The organism is Actinoplanes sp. NPDC051851, assembly GCF_040681165.1.
GTDB lineage: Bacteria > Actinomycetota > Actinomycetes > Mycobacteriales > Micromonosporaceae > Actinoplanes.
Genome location: NZ_JBFAYF010000023.1, coordinates 53,894 through 68,959, shown reverse-complemented (window position 1 = coordinate 68,959; position 15,066 = coordinate 53,894). Strand labels below are relative to the sequence as shown.

General features: G+C 71.9%; 12 protein-coding genes and 1 pseudogene. 4 read left to right on the top strand and 9 right to left on the bottom strand.

All coding sequences use genetic code 11. The annotated features are described in order from the left end of the window. Both AB0M08_RS22385 and hflX read right to left on the bottom strand, forming a co-directional pair. Window positions 1-1,555: hypothetical protein (locus AB0M08_RS22385; RefSeq protein WP_364496317.1), on the bottom strand; the 1,555-nt coding region annotated here is incomplete at its 3' end. Between the two features lie 92 nt (window positions 1,556-1,647). Then, window positions 1,648-3,060, bottom strand: coding sequence for a GTPase HflX (gene hflX / locus AB0M08_RS22380; protein ID WP_364496314.1), 1,413 nt, complete (start codon window positions 3,058-3,060; stop codon window positions 1,648-1,650). 160 nt (window positions 3,061-3,220) lie between these two features. Between hflX and AB0M08_RS22375 the strand changes: the two genes are divergently transcribed. After that, on the top strand, window positions 3,221-4,681 hold the full coding sequence (locus AB0M08_RS22375; protein ID WP_364496312.1) for an NAD-dependent malic enzyme: 1,461 nt from the start codon (window positions 3,221-3,223) through the stop codon (window positions 4,679-4,681). A gap of 153 nt (window positions 4,682-4,834) precedes the next feature. Here AB0M08_RS22375 and AB0M08_RS22370 read toward each other — a convergent pair whose 3' ends face one another. The 3 genes and pseudogenes from AB0M08_RS22370 to miaA form a co-directional block, all read right to left on the bottom strand. Further along, window positions 4,835-5,557, bottom strand: a complete 723-nt coding sequence (locus AB0M08_RS22370; protein ID WP_364496309.1) for a glycerophosphodiester phosphodiesterase family protein — start codon at window positions 5,555-5,557, stop codon at window positions 4,835-4,837. Window positions 5,558-5,799: 242 nt separating this feature from the next. Beyond that, a pseudogene (gene dapF / locus AB0M08_RS22365) lies at window positions 5,800-6,633 on the bottom strand (diaminopimelate epimerase); the annotation flags it as partial. 8 nt (window positions 6,634-6,641) lie between these two features. Then, window positions 6,642-7,547 (bottom strand): tRNA (adenosine(37)-N6)-dimethylallyltransferase MiaA, encoded by a 906-nt coding sequence (miaA, locus tag AB0M08_RS22360; protein WP_364496306.1) that lies wholly within the window; start codon window positions 7,545-7,547, stop codon window positions 6,642-6,644. Window positions 7,548-7,727: 180 nt separating this feature from the next. Here miaA and AB0M08_RS22355 point away from each other — a divergent pair, with 180 nt between their 5' ends. Then, entirely contained in the window at window positions 7,728-8,936 is a 1,209-nt protein-coding gene (locus AB0M08_RS22355) for a DUF349 domain-containing protein (RefSeq protein ID WP_364496303.1), read from the top strand. Between the two features lie 834 nt (window positions 8,937-9,770). On the opposite strand, the gene AB0M08_RS22350 is transcribed toward AB0M08_RS22355, so the two are convergent. Next, a complete protein-coding gene (locus AB0M08_RS22350; RefSeq protein ID WP_364496301.1) occupies window positions 9,771-10,268 on the bottom strand; it encodes a hypothetical protein in 498 nt (165 codons plus the stop codon). An 88-nt stretch (window positions 10,269-10,356) separates the two neighbouring features. Beyond that, the gene (locus AB0M08_RS22345; protein ID WP_364496298.1) at window positions 10,357-11,319 is read right to left on the bottom strand and encodes a pyridoxal-phosphate dependent enzyme; all 963 of its coding nucleotides are present in this window, start codon (window positions 11,317-11,319) and stop codon (window positions 10,357-10,359) included. 85 nt (window positions 11,320-11,404) lie between these two features. On the opposite strand from AB0M08_RS22345, the gene AB0M08_RS22340 reads away from it, so the two are divergent. Next, window positions 11,405-12,301 (top strand): LysR family transcriptional regulator, encoded by an 897-nt coding sequence (locus AB0M08_RS22340; RefSeq protein ID WP_364496295.1) that lies wholly within the window; start codon window positions 11,405-11,407, stop codon window positions 12,299-12,301. Here the strand turns inward: AB0M08_RS22340 and miaB are convergent. Further along, the gene (miaB, locus tag AB0M08_RS22335) at window positions 12,298-13,782 is read right to left on the bottom strand and encodes a tRNA (N6-isopentenyl adenosine(37)-C2)-methylthiotransferase MiaB (protein ID WP_364496292.1); all 1,485 of its coding nucleotides are present in this window, start codon (window positions 13,780-13,782) and stop codon (window positions 12,298-12,300) included. The genes AB0M08_RS22340 and miaB overlap by 4 nt on opposite strands. A 21-nt stretch (window positions 13,783-13,803) precedes the next feature. Next, window positions 13,804-14,100, bottom strand: coding sequence for a hypothetical protein (locus AB0M08_RS22330; RefSeq protein WP_364496289.1), 297 nt, complete (start codon window positions 14,098-14,100; stop codon window positions 13,804-13,806). A gap of 222 nt (window positions 14,101-14,322) precedes the next feature. On the opposite strand from AB0M08_RS22330, the gene AB0M08_RS22325 reads away from it, so the two are divergent. Beyond that, window positions 14,323-15,066 carry an amino acid ABC transporter ATP-binding protein gene (locus tag AB0M08_RS22325; protein WP_364496286.1) on the top strand — a complete coding sequence of 248 codons (744 nt, stop codon included), beginning with the start codon at window positions 14,323-14,325 and terminating at the stop codon, window positions 15,064-15,066.

The window sequence follows — 15,066 nt, the reverse complement described above, 5'->3', positions numbered from 1 at the left end:
CACCCCGGGGCGGCTGGCCCTGGGGACCACGCGGAGGCTGACCCTGCGGCCCACGGGGAGGCTGCTGCTGCGGACCCCGCGGAGGCTGACCCTGGGGACCCCGGGGCGGCTGGCCCTGGGGACCACGCGGAGGCTGACCCTGCGGCCCACGGGGAGGCTGCTGCTGCGGACCCCGCGGAGGCTGACCCTGGGGCCCTCGGGGCGGCTGGCCCTGGGGACCACGCGGAGGCTGCTGCCCACCGCCGCCGTAGACGGGGCCACCGCCCCGCTGCTGACCACCGCTCATCGGGCCGGAGGCCGCGCCGTAGACCGGCCCGGCACCCCGGTTGCCGCCGCCGTACGCCGCGCCGCCGCGCTGCGGGGCACCGCTGCCCACGCCGATCAGCTCGGTCGCCGGGTCGCCCTTCTCGATGCCGCCGCTCGGCGCGCTGTCCACCGCGGTGGCACCACGCGGGTGGCTCTTGCGGAACCGGACGATGCCCAGCACGCCGACCGCGACCAGGATCAGGCCGAACGCACCGACGCCGCCGACCATGTACATGATCTCGTCGACGCTGAGGTTCGAATACCACGCCCCACCCGCGGCGCCGCCCCCGCTCTTCTTCGACTCCACCGCGACCGTGGTGGCCGGCACGTACGACTTGATGTAGTTGGCGTCGTCGGTGTTACCGCTCATGTCCGAGACGGTGTAGAAGAGCTTGCCGTCCGCGCTGTAGGTGATCGCCTCGCCGAACGTCTCGTCGGGCAGGCCGGTGGTGCGCGGCTCGGTCTTCAGCGCGGCCAGCACGTCGCCGTTGGTGACGTCCCACTCCAGCGCGTCGGTATAGGTCCGCAGCGTGACCTTGCCCCCGCCGGGCGCGATCGCGGCGCCGGTGATGGTCCGGTTGCCGATCCGGGCGAACGAGTTGCCCGAGGTCTCGGTCGCCGAGATGCTCAGCTCGCCGACCTTCTCCATCGGCACGCCGGTCTCGTTCTTGGTCTTCAGCGCCGCGGTCGGCTTGTAGAGGTACGCCGTGCCGAGTTCCTTGGTCACGATGATCGGCAGGCCGTCACCGTCGAAGAGCACCGCCTCGGCGTCGTGCAGGTCGCCGTCCGGGTACGACAGCCGGTGGATGACCGGCTTCGTCTTCCCGCTGACCGGCATGCTCCACAGCGCGACGGTGGCCCGGGTCTCGCCGCCGTCGCGGGCCGCGTTGTCACCGGTGTCCGCGATCCAGAGCGTCTTCCCGTCGGCCGAGAGCACCATGTCCTCGGGGTCGCGCGGGTCGCCGCTGTAGGACTGCGTGTCGGTGACGGTGCACTCGTCGTTCATGAAGAAGATCTGCTTGTGCTCGTCGTCGGTCGTGCTGTCGTTGACCGCGACGAAGCCGTTCTCAGTGGCGACCAGACCCGAGATCTCGTCGAGCAGCTTGCTCTTGATCTTGCAGACCTTCTTGCCGGCCGTCGCCTTGGCACTGACCGTCGCCGCCGGCGTCGGATCGGCCGCCGACGCGCCGGTCGAACCGACCATTACCAAGCCCAGGCCCAGCAAGACCGAGAACACGAGACGCCGCATCCGCACAGTGTCGCATGCGGCGTCGCTCATCGGTATCACGTGTGGATCAAGCCTGGTCAAAGGTCATCAGACATCCCTTTTCATCATTACCCTCAGCAACGGAACGACTCCAGTTCGGCGGCGAGGCGCTCATCGACCCGGATCTGCATCTCGGTGCCGTCGTCCAGGTGCCGGGACTGCAGCACCTGGCCGGTCCGGTGCACCCGGGCGACCAGGTCACCCCGGTCGTACGGCATCAGGATCCGCATGTCGATCGCCGGGCGGGGCAGCCGCTGAGCGATCGCCGCGAGCAGCTCGTCGATGCCGGCCCCGGACCGCGCCGAGACGAAGACCGCGTCCGGCCAGGCCCGCTTGAGCCGCAGGACGGTCTCCTCGGTGGCCGCGTCCAGCTTGTTGATCACCAACAGCTCGGGGATCCGGTCCGCACCGACCTCGCCCAGCACCTCGCGGACCGCGCTGACCTGACCCTCCGGGTCCGGGTGCGCACCGTCCACCACGTGCACCACCAGGTCGGCCTCGGCCACCTCCTCCAGCGTCGAGCGGAACGCCTCGACGATCTGGTGCGGCAGGTGCCGGACGAACCCGACCGTGTCGGAGAGCGTGTAGACCCGCCCGTCCTCCGCGCTGGTCCGCCGGGTGGTCGGGTCCAGCGTGGCGAAGAGCGCGTTCTCCACCAGCACGCCGGCCTGGGTCATCCGGTTGAGCAGGCTGGACTTGCCCGCGTTGGTGTAGCCCGCGATCGCCACGGCCGGCACGCCGCTCGCCTGCCGGCGGGACCGCTTGGTCTCCCGGACGGTCCGCATCGCCTTGATCTCCCGGCGCAGCTTGGCGATGCGCTGGTTGATCCGCCGCCGGTCGGTCTCGAGCTTGGTCTCACCGGGGCCACGTGTACCCACGCCGCCACCGCCGGAACCACCGCCCGCGCCACCGCCCTGCCGGGACATCGACTCACCCCAGCCGCGCAGCCGGGGCAGAAGGTACTGCAGCTGGGCGAGCTCGACCTGGGCCTTGCCCTCCTTGCTCTTCGCGTGCTGGGCGAAGATGTCCAGGATCAGGGCGGTCCGGTCGACCACCTTGACCTTGATCTGCTGCTCCAGGTTGCGCAGCTGGGACGGGGAGAGCTCGCCGTCGCAGATGACCGTGTCGGCACCGCTGGCGACGACCGCGTCACGCAGCTCGTCGACCTTGCCCCGGCCGATGAACGTGGCCGCGTCGGGCTGCCGGCGCCGCTGGATCAGGCCCTCCAGGACCTGGGAGCCGGCGGTCTCGGCGAGCTGGGCCAACTCGGTCAGCGAGTTGTCCGCGTCCTCCGCGCTGCCCTCGGTCCAGACGCCGACGAGGACGACCCGTTCGAGCCGCAGCTGTCGATACTCGACCTCGGTGATGTCGGTGAGCTCGGTGGAGAGACCGGCCACCCGCCTGAGCGAGTGCCGCTCCTCGAGCTCGAGATCGCCGGTCGTGAAATCCGGCTCGTCAAGGACGGGTGTCTGGTAGGTGTTTCGCAAAAGTGACCTCCTCCGCCTTCGATCGTGGCACGCCGTACCCCGGGACGCATCCACATATCCGGGCGAGGCGAGCTGACTCACGAGTAACCATCCAGGCGTGAATCGAGATTCCGGCAAGAGCGACAATGCGAAGGCACACCCATCTGTCGGAGGGAACACCGTGGTTACCACCCGCCTGCCGAGCGCAGGATTCTCGATCACGATCCGCATAGCCGTGACGGCGGACGCGTCGTCCATCGGCCGGCTCACCACCTGCGTCGGCGAGGCCGGGGCGATCGTGACCGCGCTGGACGTGGTGGACTCCGACCCCACCCGGGTGCTCGTCGACCTCACCTGCGACACCGCCGACTCGGCGCACGCCGACCAGGTGGTCAAGCAACTCGAGGACCAGGACGGGGTGGACGTCCGCAAGGTCTCCGACCGGACCTTCCTGCTGCACCTGGGCGGCAAGATCGAGGTCAACTCGAAGGTCGCGCTCCGCAACCGGGACGAGCTGTCCCGGGCGTACACGCCGGGTGTGGCCCGGGTCTGCATGGCGATCGCGGAGAACCCGGCGGACGCGCGCCGCCTCACCATCAAGCGCAACACGGTCGCCGTGGTCAGCGACGGCTCGGCGGTGCTCGGCCTGGGCAACATCGGCCCGGCCGCGGCGATGCCGGTGATGGAGGGCAAGGCCGCCCTCTTCAAGCGGTTCGGCGGCGTGGACGCCTGGCCGGTGGTGCTGGACACCCAGGACACCGACGAGATCGTGGCCATCGTCAAGGCGATCGCCCCGGCGTACGGTGGGATCAACCTGGAGGACATCGCGGCGCCGCGCTGCTTCGAGATCGAGGCGCGGCTGCGCGAGCAGCTGGACATCCCGGTCTTCCACGACGACCAGCACGGCACCGCGATCTGCGTGCTCGCCGCGCTCACCAACGCCCTGCGCGTGGTGGGCAAGCGGATGGAGGACGTCAAGGTGGTCGTCTCCGGCGCCGGCGCCGCGGGCACCGCGATCATGAAGCTGCTGATGCGCCAGGGCGTCGGCGACATCATCGCCTACGACCGGCGCGGCGCCCTGCACCGCGGGATGGCCGATCTGAACCCGTCGATGCAGTGGCTGGCCGACCACACCAACAGGGCGAACTACGCGGGTGACCTGCCCGGCGCGATCGTCGGCGCGGACGTCTTCATCGGCGTCTCCGCCCCGAACCTGCTGACCGGCGACGACATCGCCAAGATGGCCGACAGATCGATCGTCTTCGCGATGGCCAACCCGGACCCGGAGGTCGACCCGCGGGAGGCTCGCAAGCACGCCGCGATCGTCGCCACCGGCCGCTCCGACCAGCCCAACCAGATCAACAACGTGCTCGCCTTCCCGGGCGTCTTCCGCGGCATGCTCGACGCCAGCGCCGAGGAGTTCACCGAGGAGATGGCCCTGGCCGCGGCCCGCGCGATCGCCGACGTGGTGGGCGAGGACAAGCTCAACCCCACGGTGATCATCCCGAGCGTCTTCGACCAGCGCGTCACCCCGGCCGTCGCGGCCGCCATCCGCGCGGTCGTGCGCGGTGGTCACGCCCCGTCGAACACCGCCGCCGTCCCCGAGACCGAGCTCGACAAGGCCCCCGAGGGCATCTTCTGACCCATCCCCCGCCGCGACATCAAGATCAAGAACCGGATGTCGCGGCGGGGTGGGTGGTGCAGACCGCTGCTCCCGCCGAGGGTCGGGCCGGGGCCCAGCTTCGCCGGCCCTGGCCCTCCACCTGCGTGAGTGGTCGCGCCCGGAAGACCCTTCTCAGGCCGCCGCCCAGCCGGACAGCTCGCCGACGTAATCGGTGATCAGGCCCGCCACGCCCGCGTCGGCGAGAGCGCGCCACTGGGACATGTCGTTGGCGGTCCACGGCATCACGCCGATACCCGCCGCGGCCAGCTCGGCTATCATGCCGGCGCCGTTCAGGACGTCCTCGACCGGCGGATTGCAGTAGCTCGCGCCCAGCTCGCGGCAGAGCTCCAGGGTCTCCGCGTCGAAGCGGAAGACCAGCAGTCCGCGGCGTACCTCCGGGGCGATCTGGCGGGCCTTGCGCACCACGTCCGCGTCGAAGCTCTGCACCACCGTGCGCTCCAGCAGGTCGTACTCGGCGAGCGCGGCCATCATCGCCTTGACCTCGTCGAGCGTGGCCGGCGGCTTGATCTCCAGCAGGATCTCGGCGCCGGTCGGCCGGAGCACCTCCAGCGCCTCGGCCATCGACGGCACCCGCAGACCGGCGTGCCCGGGGCCGAACCAGGAGCCCGCGTCGAACCCGGCGATCTCGTCGGCCCGCAGGTCCCAGACCCGGCCCGAGCCGGAGGTGGTCCGGTCCACGGTCCGGTCGTGGATCACCACGGGCACACCGTCGGCGGTGGCCCGGACGTCGAACTCGACGAAGGTGGCACCGGCCCGGGCCGCGGCGGCCAGGGCGGGCAGGGTGTTCTCCGGTGCGACCGCGGAGTACCCGCGGTGGGCGACACGATGCAGCATCAGCGCGCGGCCGCCGCGCCGGCCTGATTCGGCACCACTCCACCAGGCCCCACTCCACCAGGCCCCACTCCACCAGGCCCCACTCCACCAGGCGCCGCTCCGCCAGGCCCCAATCCGCCGGACAGCACTCCACCAGACGCCGCTCCGCCGGACAGCACTCCACCGGACGCCGCTCCGCCCGTGACCGCCCCACCGGCAGCCGCACCGCCCGCCGTGTCGGGGTCGGTGACGTCCAGGCCGGAGAGGCTCACCTCGCCGGTGGCGACCAGCACGGCCGGGCCGGCCAGCCACCAGCCGCTCGCATCGTGGGTGACCACGAGCCGCCCGCCGCGCACGTCCACCGCGACAGAGCCGCCCCGCTCCGCCAGGCCCGCCTCGCGCAGCGCCACCGCGCCGACCGCGAGCGCGCCGGTGCCGCAGGAGAGCGTCTCGCCGGAGCCGCGCTCGTGCACCCGCATCCGGACGTGCCGGTCGGTGCCCTCGACGGGCTCGGCGGCCTCGACGAACTCCACGTTCACCCCGGACGGGAAGACCTTCGGGTCGTACGCCGGTGCCGCGGTCAGGTCCAGCGACTCCAGCGTGACGCCGTCGTGCAGACCGCAGACCAGGTGCGGGTTGCCGCAGTCCACGGCGACACCGGGGACGCTGAGCGCCCCGATCCTCGCGGTGCTGCCGGCGTACACGGAAGGGGTGGTCATCCTGACCCGGATGCCGCCGCCCTCGACGACGGCGACCATGATCCCGGCCCGGGTGGCGACCGGAAGGCCCGCGGGGCCGGCCGTGGCGAGACCGCTCTCCAGCAGGTACCGGGTGAAGACGCGGACGCCGTTGCCGCACATCTCGGCGAGCGAGCCGTCGCTGTTCCAGTAGTCCATGAACCACTCGGCCTCACCGGCCAGGCCGGCCCCCTCGGCGTGCTTGGCGCTGCGGACCACCCGCAGCACGCCGTCGCCGCCGACGCCGAACCGCCGGTCGCAGAGCGCCGCGACCAGCGACGGCGTCAGCTCCAGCTCGCCGTCGGGGTCGGGCAGGATGACGAAGTCGTTGCCGGTGCCGTGGCCCTTGGTGAAAAACACGCCGTCCATCATCGCGCAACCGCCAGCGCCGCGGCCACGAGGTTCGGGGAGGCGCCGTCGAGCCAGCGGATCGTGGCGTCCCGGCGGAACCAGGAGCGCTGGCGCCGGACGAACCGGCGGGTGCCCTGCGTGGTGTCCGCCTTCGCCTGCTCCTCGGTGAGCTCGCCGTCCAGCTGGGCGAGGGCCTGCTGGTATCCGAGAGCCCGGGACGCGGTCCGGCCCTCGCGGATGCCGGTCAGCCCGCGCACCTCGCCGACCAGGCCGTCCGCCCACATCCCCGCGACCCGCAGCGCGATCCGCTCGTCCAGCTCGGCGACCTCCCGGTCCACGCCGATCTGCACCGCGTCGTAGTACGGCCGGGGATCGGGCAGCGCCGCGGTGAACGGCGCACCGGTCAGCTCGATGACCTCCAGGGCGCGGACGATCCGCCGGCCGTTGGAGGGCAGGATCTTCTCCGCCGCGGCCGGGTCCAGCCCGCTCAGCCGGGTGTACAGCGGCGCCGGGCCGCTCTCGGCCAGCTCCGCCTCCAGCCGTGCCCGGATCGCCGGGTCGGTGCCGGGGAACTCGAACTCCTCCAGCACCGCGCGTACGTAGAGTCCCGATCCACCCACCAGGAGTGGAACCCGCCCCCGCGCGCCGATGTCGTCGATCGCCGCCCGGGCGAGCGACTGATACTCCGCGACCGCCGCGGTGACCGAGACGTCCCAGATGTCGAGCAGATGGTGCGGAACCCCCTCGCGCTCGGCGAGAGTGAGCTTGGCGGTGCCGATGTCCATGCCGCGGTACAACTGCATGGAGTCGGCGTTGACCACCTCACCACCCAGTTCATGGGCGAGGGCGATGCTCAGCGCGGACTTTCCGGCCGCGGTCGGCCCGGCGACGGTGACCACGCGGGGACGATCTCCGGACGGCATCAGACAACCGTAGGACACCGTTCTGTCACGGTCGTCGGTGGGAGCTTTCCCCTAACCGGGTTGGACCTGTGACAATGCGCGAGAAAGAATGCCCCTGAGAGGGTTGGCATTCCACTGCGCTGTGGCGGTGGCCGGGGACCGGTACTGGTCTTACGGCGCCGGGAGAACGAGGATGAGCTCATGAACGACTGGACGGCCTTCGGGCGCGTGGATGCCGATGGCACCGTGTACGTGAAGACCGCCGAGGGCGACCGTGTGGTCGGCTCCTGGCAGGCCGGTACTCCTGAGGAGGGCCTCGCCCACTTCGCCCGGCGATTCGAGGACCTGGTCACCGAGGTCGACCTCGTCGAGGCTCGCCTCAAGTCGGGCGCCGCCGACGCGTCCCACTCGCTGACCAGCGTCAAGCGCCTGCGCACCACGCTCGACGAGGCGCACGTGGTGGGTGACATCGACGGGCTCGCCGCCCGGCTGGAGCGTCTGTCGGCGCTCGCCGAGGAGAAGGCCGGCGAGGCGAAGGCGGCCCGCGAGGTGGCCCGGACCGAGGCTCTGGCCCGCAAGACCGCCCTGGTCGAGGAGGCGGAGCGGATCGCCGCCGACGCCACCGGCTGGAAGTCGGCCGGCGACCGGCTCAAGGAGATCCTCGACGAGTGGAAGACCATCCGCGGCGTCGACAAGAAGACCGACGGCGAGCTGTGGAAGCGCTTCGCCGCCGCCCGTGACGGCTTCACCCGCCGCCGCGGCGCACACTTCGCCACCCTCGACGGCCAGCGCAAGCAGGCGCAGACCGCCAAGGAGGAGCTGGTCAAGGAGGCCGAGGCGATCGCCGGCTCGGACGAGTGGGCGAACACGGCCAACCGGCTCAAGGAGCTGATGGCCGAGTGGAAGGCCGCGCCGCGCGCCGCCAAGGAGGCCGAGCAGCGCCTCTGGGAACGCTTCCGCGCCGCCCAGGACTCCTTCTTCACCCGCCGCTCCGAGGTCTTCTCGGCCCGCGACGCGGAGTACCAGGGCAACCTGGAGCGCAAGCAGGCCATCCTGACCGAGCTCGAGGCCGTCGACGTGGACGCCGACGCCCGCGGCGCCCAGAACCGCCTCCGCGACGCCCAGGCCGCCTGGCACGACGCCGGCCGCGTCCCGCGCGAGGCCGCCGCCGGCCTGGACCGCCGCTGGCGCGCCGCCGAGGAGCGCATCCGCGTCGCGATGGACTCCGCCTGGCGCAAGACCAGCCCGCAGGACAACCCGCTGCTCCGCCAGATGCGCGACCAGGTCGCCGAGGCCGAACAGCGCCTGGCCCGCGCCCAGGCGGCCGGCGACACCCGCCGCATCAAGGAGGCCGAGCAGGCACTCGCCTCCAAGAAGCAGTTCCTCGCCCTGGCCGAGCAGGCCAACTGACCCTGACCGAGCAGGTCGGCCGAGCACTGACAGGCAGGCCGACCGAGGATTCCCGCGTGCGAAGGCGGCGGCCCCACCGGGCCGCCGCCTTCGGCGTTCCGGGCGGCTCGAGTTCACGATCATGGCCTGCCGGGGCGGCGGGAATCCACGATCACCGACCGAGTCCTTCCGGCGCCCCTATCGTGGCCGCCCGCGCACACGATCACGGATCGTGTGCGCCTGCCGTACCTTCACCCGGTTGATCGCGCGCACCCGGCGCCCCTCCCGGAGTGCCCGCGCGCACCCGGCTCTCCTCGCGGAGTGCTCGCGTGCGCCCGGCGCCCCTCCCGGAGCGCCCACGCGCGCCCGGCGCCCCTCCCGGAGCGCCCATGTGCGCCCGGCGCCCCTCCCGGAGCGCCCATGTGCGCCCGGCGGCCCAGGCCCGCCGACCGCGTCTCCGTAGAGCGCGTGCCTCGGCGGATGGGACGCCGTGCGACCGGCGGAACCCCCGGCGAGCACCGAGCGCGGGGACGTCGTGTTCGCTGCGGCACCGTGTTCGCGGCGGCACCGAGCTTCACACACGGGCGAGCACCACGATGGCGTGGGGAACTCGCATCCGCGGCGGCGCTGCACTTCACACGCAGGCGGTGTGCCGTGGGGGGGGGTCGCGGTGGGGGCGGCGCGAACTCCCCACACGCGCCGGGTGGCACGACGGTGTGGGGATCCCGGGTGCGGAGCGGAAGCGCGGTTCACACACGTGGGATGGGTGACGGCGGTAGGGAGCGGCGGCTGGCGGGCGGGCCGGGAGGAACGCGCACCGGCTGGGGGCGTACCCCACAAGGTTCGCGGTGGGGTTCAGGCGGCGGTGAGCGGGACGATCGCGGGCGGGAGGGGACGGGCGCCGACCGGCCAGACCGTGCGGACCTCGGTGCCGCGCCGGCGGGCCCAGGCGACCGTCTCGGCGGCCTCGCCGTGGCCGTCGGAGACGCTGCCGTCCCAGACGGCGATCATCAGGTCGCTGCGGGCGACCACCTCGCGGCGGGCCGCCTCGAAGGACGCCTCGGGTGGGCCCGGGGCGGTCATCTTGGTGACGTCGGAGGCGTGTCGCAGCAGCAGGCGGAGGTTGCGGTCCTCCTCGGGGGCGGCGGAGATCTCCGGGACCGGGAGGATCGCCTCGAAGCTGCCGTGGAGGGAGCGGACCGCGTCGACGAAGATCCGGTCGGTGCCCTCCAGGAGGCACGTGACGCCGTGGATCACGGGGTATTCCCGCATGACGCGGATCAGGGCCCGGCGGATCGATCGATGGGTGTACGGATGCACCATGGCGAGTCCGGTCACGCCGATGCGTATCATCGCTCCTCCTCGAGGCCGGGCGCCGTGCCCGACTTCGTACCAATATCCACTAAACAGATGTTTTGTGCGTTTTCTAGGGCGCGAGTCGTCAGAATGTCCCGAGACCGGTCAGCTCGTTCGGGTCGGCGTTGCCTCCGGTGAGGACGACGGCTACCCTGCGGCCCGCGAAGAGGTCGGGACGGCTCAGCAGACCGGCCAGGGCGGCCGCGCCGGCACCCTCGGCCAGGGTGTGCGCGGCGGTCGCGTACAGGCGGCGGGCGGCCGCGATCTCGTCGTCGCCGACCAGCAGGAAGTCGGCGAGCCGGCCGGCCATCAGTCGCTGCGGGAGGGCGTACCCCCGACCGGTCGCCAGGCCCGCGACGACGGTGCGGTTGGGGCGGGACTCCAGGGCGCCGGACCGCCAGGAGTCGTGGGCGGCGGGCGACGCCGCGGACTGGACGCCGTAGACGGCACAGTGCGGCGCCATCGCCTCGGCGACCACGCAGGCGGCGGCCGCCCCGGTGCCGCTGCCGATCGGGACCAGCACCGCGTCCAGGTCCGGGGCCTGCTCGAAGATCTCGGCGTAGAGCGTGCCGACGCCGGCCAGCAGCTCGGGGGTGTCGCCGGGGCTGACCAGGCGGGCACCGGTCCGGTCGGCCAGCTCGGCGGCGTACCGCTGGGCGTCCTCCAGGGTGTCGCCGGTGAGCACCGCCGTGGCGTTCCAGCCCTCGACGGCGGCGGCCTTGCCCGGGCCGGCGGTGGCGGGCATGACCACCGTGCAGGGCGCACCGAAGATCTTGCTGGCGTACGCGAGCGACTGGGCGTGGTTCCCCGTCGACCAGGTGACGGTGCCGCGCGACCGGTCCGCCAGCGAGTCGAGCAGCGTCACGCCGCCGCGCACCTTGAACGCGCCGACCGGCTGCGCGTTCTCGTGTTTGACCAGCACCGTCGCGCCGGCCGCCCGGTCCAGCAGCGGGTAACCCCAGAGCGGGGTGGCCGGCAGGTGACGGCGCACGACCTCGTGGGCGGCGCGGACGTCCGCGAAGGTCAGGTCCATGAGCGTCAGGTCCATGCCCTCGATGGTCGGCCCGGCACCATCCATCGGTCCAATGCCGCTTTTCGAGGAAACCGATAGATCCGGTTGATACATTGCCGCGATGCTCGACGTCTCCCGGCTCCGGGTGCTGGTCGCGGTGGCCCGGCACGGCTCGGTCACCGCCGCCGCCCAGGCCCTGCACTACGCCCAGCCCTCGGTCAGCCACCACCTGGCCCGGCTGGAGGCGGAGACCGGTAGCCGCCTGGTGCAGCGGGCCGGGCGCGGCATCCGGCTCACCGAGGCGGGACGGATGCTCGCCGAGCGCGCCGAGGAGATCCTGGGCCGCCTGGACGCCGCCGAGGCGGAGCTGGCCGCGCACACCGGGCTCCGGGCCGGGCGGGTCCGGCTGGCGGCGTTCCCGTCCGCGCTGGGCACCTTCGTGCCGGACGCGGCTGCCGGGTTCGCGGCCGCGTACCCCGGTGTCGACCTGCGCTTCACCGAGGCCGAGCCGCCCGCGGCGATCCGCCTGCTGCGCAGCGGCGAGGTCGAGGTCGCACTCCTCTTCGAGCATCTGGGCGGGGTGAGCCCCGACCTGCGGGGCCTGCGCGCCGAGGTGCTCACCGAGGAGCCGCTGCACCTGGTGGCGCCGGCGGCGTGGCCCGGCGACCGGCTCACCGATCATCGGGAGCGGCCGTGGATCGCGGGCTGTGAACGATGCCGGGGCGAGCTGCTCCGGGACTGCGCGGAGGCCGGGTTCACCCCGGACATCCGGTTCACCACGGAGGATTACGTGGCGGTCCAGGCCCTGGTCGCCGCCGGGATGGGCGTCACGACGCTGCCGGCGCTGGCGCTCGCCGCCCACCGGAACCCCCGGGTACGCGTGGTCCCGCTCCCCGGGGTGGTCCGGCGGATCTCGGTGGCGATGGCCGGTGACCCACCCGACCCGCCGGGCACCGCCGCGCTGATCGAGCACCTCAGGAGGGCGGCGGGCGTCACGCGTACCGGAGGAGGGTCTTAAAGGGCACAACCCTCGGCGGGCGGCAGGGGGGCGGGCACCCCGATCGACGGCAGGCCGAGCGAGACGCCCTTGAGCTTGGGCGTGGTGCCCGCCGCGAAGGCGTCACCGGCGCGCGTCCGGCGGTGGCTCAGCGGCACGCCGTCGGCGTTGAGGTGGTGCGGCGCGGCGTAGCTGATCACGGTCTCGACGACGTCGCCGGGACGCGGCTCGATGCCGCCGGTCGCGAAGTGCACCAGACGGCCGTCGCGGGCCCGGCCGCTCATCCGCCCGGTGCGCTCGTCCTTGCGGCCCTCGCCGACCGCGACCAGGACCTCGACCGTCTCGCCGACCAGCCGCTTGTTCTCCGACCAGGTGATGTCCTCGAGCGTGGCGATCAGGCGCTCGTAGCGCTCCTGGACCACCTTCTTCGGGACCTGCTCCTCCATCGTGGCGGCGGGGGTGCCGGGGCGCTTGGAGTACTGGAAGGTGAAGGCGCTGGAGAAGCGGGCCTGGCGGACCACCTCGAGGGTCTGCTCGAAGTCCTCGTCGGTCTCGCCGGGGAAGCCGACGATGATGTCGGTGGTGATCGCGGCGTCCGGCATCGCGGCCCGGACCTTCTCGATGATGCCGAGGTATTTCTCCTGGCGGTAGCTGCGCCGCATCGCCTTGAGCACCCGGTCCGAGCCGGACTGCAGCGGCATGTGCAGCGAGTGGCAGACGTTCGGCGTCTCGGCCATCGCGGCGATCACGTCGTCGGTGAAGTCCTTCGGGTGCGGGCTGGTGAAGCGGACCCGCTCCAGGCCCTCCACCTCGCCGCAGGCGCGCAGCAGCTTGCCGAAGGCGAGCCGGTCGCCGAACTCGACGCCGTAGGAGTTGACGTTCTGCCCCAGCAGGGTGACCTCGAGGACCCCCTCGGCGACCAGCGCGCGGACCTCGGCCAGCACGTCGCCGGGGCGGCGGTCCTTCTCCTTGCCACGCAGCGAGGGCACGATGCAGAAGGTGCAGGTGTTGTTGCAGCCCACCGAGATCGAGACCCAGCCCGCGTACGTCGACTCGCGCTTGGTCGGCAGGGTGGACGGGAAGACCTCGAGCGACTCGAGGATCTCCACCTCGGCGGACTCGTTGTGCCGGGCACGCTCCAGCAGCACCGGCAGCGAGCCGATGTTGTGGGTGCCGAAGACCACGTCGACCCAGGGCGCCTTCTTGACGATGTCGCCCTTGTCCTTCTGCGCCAGACAGCCCCCGACGGCGATCTGCATGCCCGGGTTCTTCAGCTTGGTGGGGCGCAGGTGGCCGAGGTTGCCGTACAGCCGGTTGTCGGCGTTCTCCCGGACCGCGCAGGTGTTGAAGACCACCACGTCGGCCGCCTCGGGGTCGGCGGCCCGCACGTAGCCCGCGTCCTCCATCAGCCCGGAGATGCGCTCGCTGTCGTGCACGTTCATCTGGCAGCCGTACGTACGCACGTCGTAGGTGCGAGAGGCGCCTGTGATTTCGGTAGTCATGGCAATTGACCAGGGTACTGCTTACCCACCGCTCGTCATCAAGCGGCGTTCGGTGCCGTCGTCGGTCTCCCGCTCCTCCACCCGGACCGCCCGCAGCGTGCCGTCCGGCTCGGCGGCGGTGTACCGGGACGGGTCGAGCGAGTCGTCCGGGAGGAGGATCGTGGCGCCGAGGCGGACCGCGACGGCGCTCGCCGCCACCTCCTCGGCGATGCCGGCCGGCGCCAGGTAGACATCGATCAGGGTGGGGAACTCGCCGCCGACGTGATAAACGTCGCATAGAAGGCTCTCATCGCGGCCGGGGGCATCGAGGCCGGTCACAGTCCGTTCCAGAGCCCCGGCGAGCGCGACGCGTACTTGATCAGGTTCGATTGATCCGCTAGCACACCAGTTCCAGAGGCCCGCCATACCGTCCATGCTCTCCGTCCCTTTCGCCCCGCACTGGCTGTGTTATCGCTCCGTGACCATTCTCGTCACTATCCGATACCTCTGGGCTCTTAGGGTGTCTTCATTCGAGTGACCCGACGAGCGGATGGACACGGGGTGACAGACGAGGCACTGATCGTCCTTGAGAAGGTCAACAAGTGGTTCGGACCGCTGCACGTGCTGCAGGATGTCGATCTCTCGGTCACCCGCGGCGAGGTCGTCGTCGTGATCGGACCGTCCGGCTCCGGTAAGTCCACACTGTGCCGGTCGATCAACCGGCTGGAGCCGATCGACTCCGGCACGATCACCTTCGACGGGCAGTCACTGCCGGCCGAGGGACGCGCCCTGGCCCGGCTGCGCAGCGAGGTCGGCATGGTGTTCCAGTCGTTCAACCTCTTCGCGCACAAGACCATCCTGCAGAACGTGATGCTCGGCCCGATCAAGGTCCGCCGGGAGAAGCCGGCCGAGGTCCGCGACCGGGCGATGTCCCTGCTGGAGCGGGTCGGCATCGCCAGCCAGGCGGACAAGTACCCGGCACAGCTCTCCGGCGGGCAGCAGCAGCGCGTGGCGATCGCCCGTGCGCTGGCCATGCGGCCCAAGGCGATGCTCTTCGACGAGCCGACCAGCGCGCTCGACCCGGAGATGGTCGGCGAGGTGCTCGAGGTGATGACCTCGCTGGCGAGCGAGGGGATGACCATGGTCGTGGTCACCCACGAGATGGGCTTCGCCCGGCACGCGGCGAACCGGGTGGTCTTCATGGCCGACGGCCAGCTGGTCGAGGAGGCGCCGCCCGCCGAGTTCTTCGCGAACCCGAAGACCGAGCGGGCCCGCGACTTCCTTTCCAAGATCCTGACTCACTGA

Coding starts and splice junctions, on each gene's coding strand:
- AB0M08_RS22370 (WP_364496309.1), bottom strand. CDS start 5,557: ATGCTGCATCGTGTCGCCCACCGCGGGTACTCCGCGGTCGCACCGGAG.
- miaA (WP_364496306.1), bottom strand. CDS start 7,547: ATGCCGTCCGGAGATCGTCCCCGCGTGGTCACCGTCGCCGGGCCGACC.
- AB0M08_RS22355 (WP_364496303.1), top strand. CDS start 7,728: ATGAACGACTGGACGGCCTTCGGGCGCGTGGATGCCGATGGCACCGTG.
- AB0M08_RS22350 (WP_364496301.1), bottom strand. CDS start 10,268: ATGATACGCATCGGCGTGACCGGACTCGCCATGGTGCATCCGTACACC.
- AB0M08_RS22345 (WP_364496298.1), bottom strand. CDS start 11,319: ATGGACCTGACGCTCATGGACCTGACCTTCGCGGACGTCCGCGCCGCC.
- AB0M08_RS22340 (WP_364496295.1), top strand. CDS start 11,405: ATGCTCGACGTCTCCCGGCTCCGGGTGCTGGTCGCGGTGGCCCGGCAC.
- miaB (WP_364496292.1), bottom strand. CDS start 13,782: ATGACTACCGAAATCACAGGCGCCTCTCGCACCTACGACGTGCGTACG.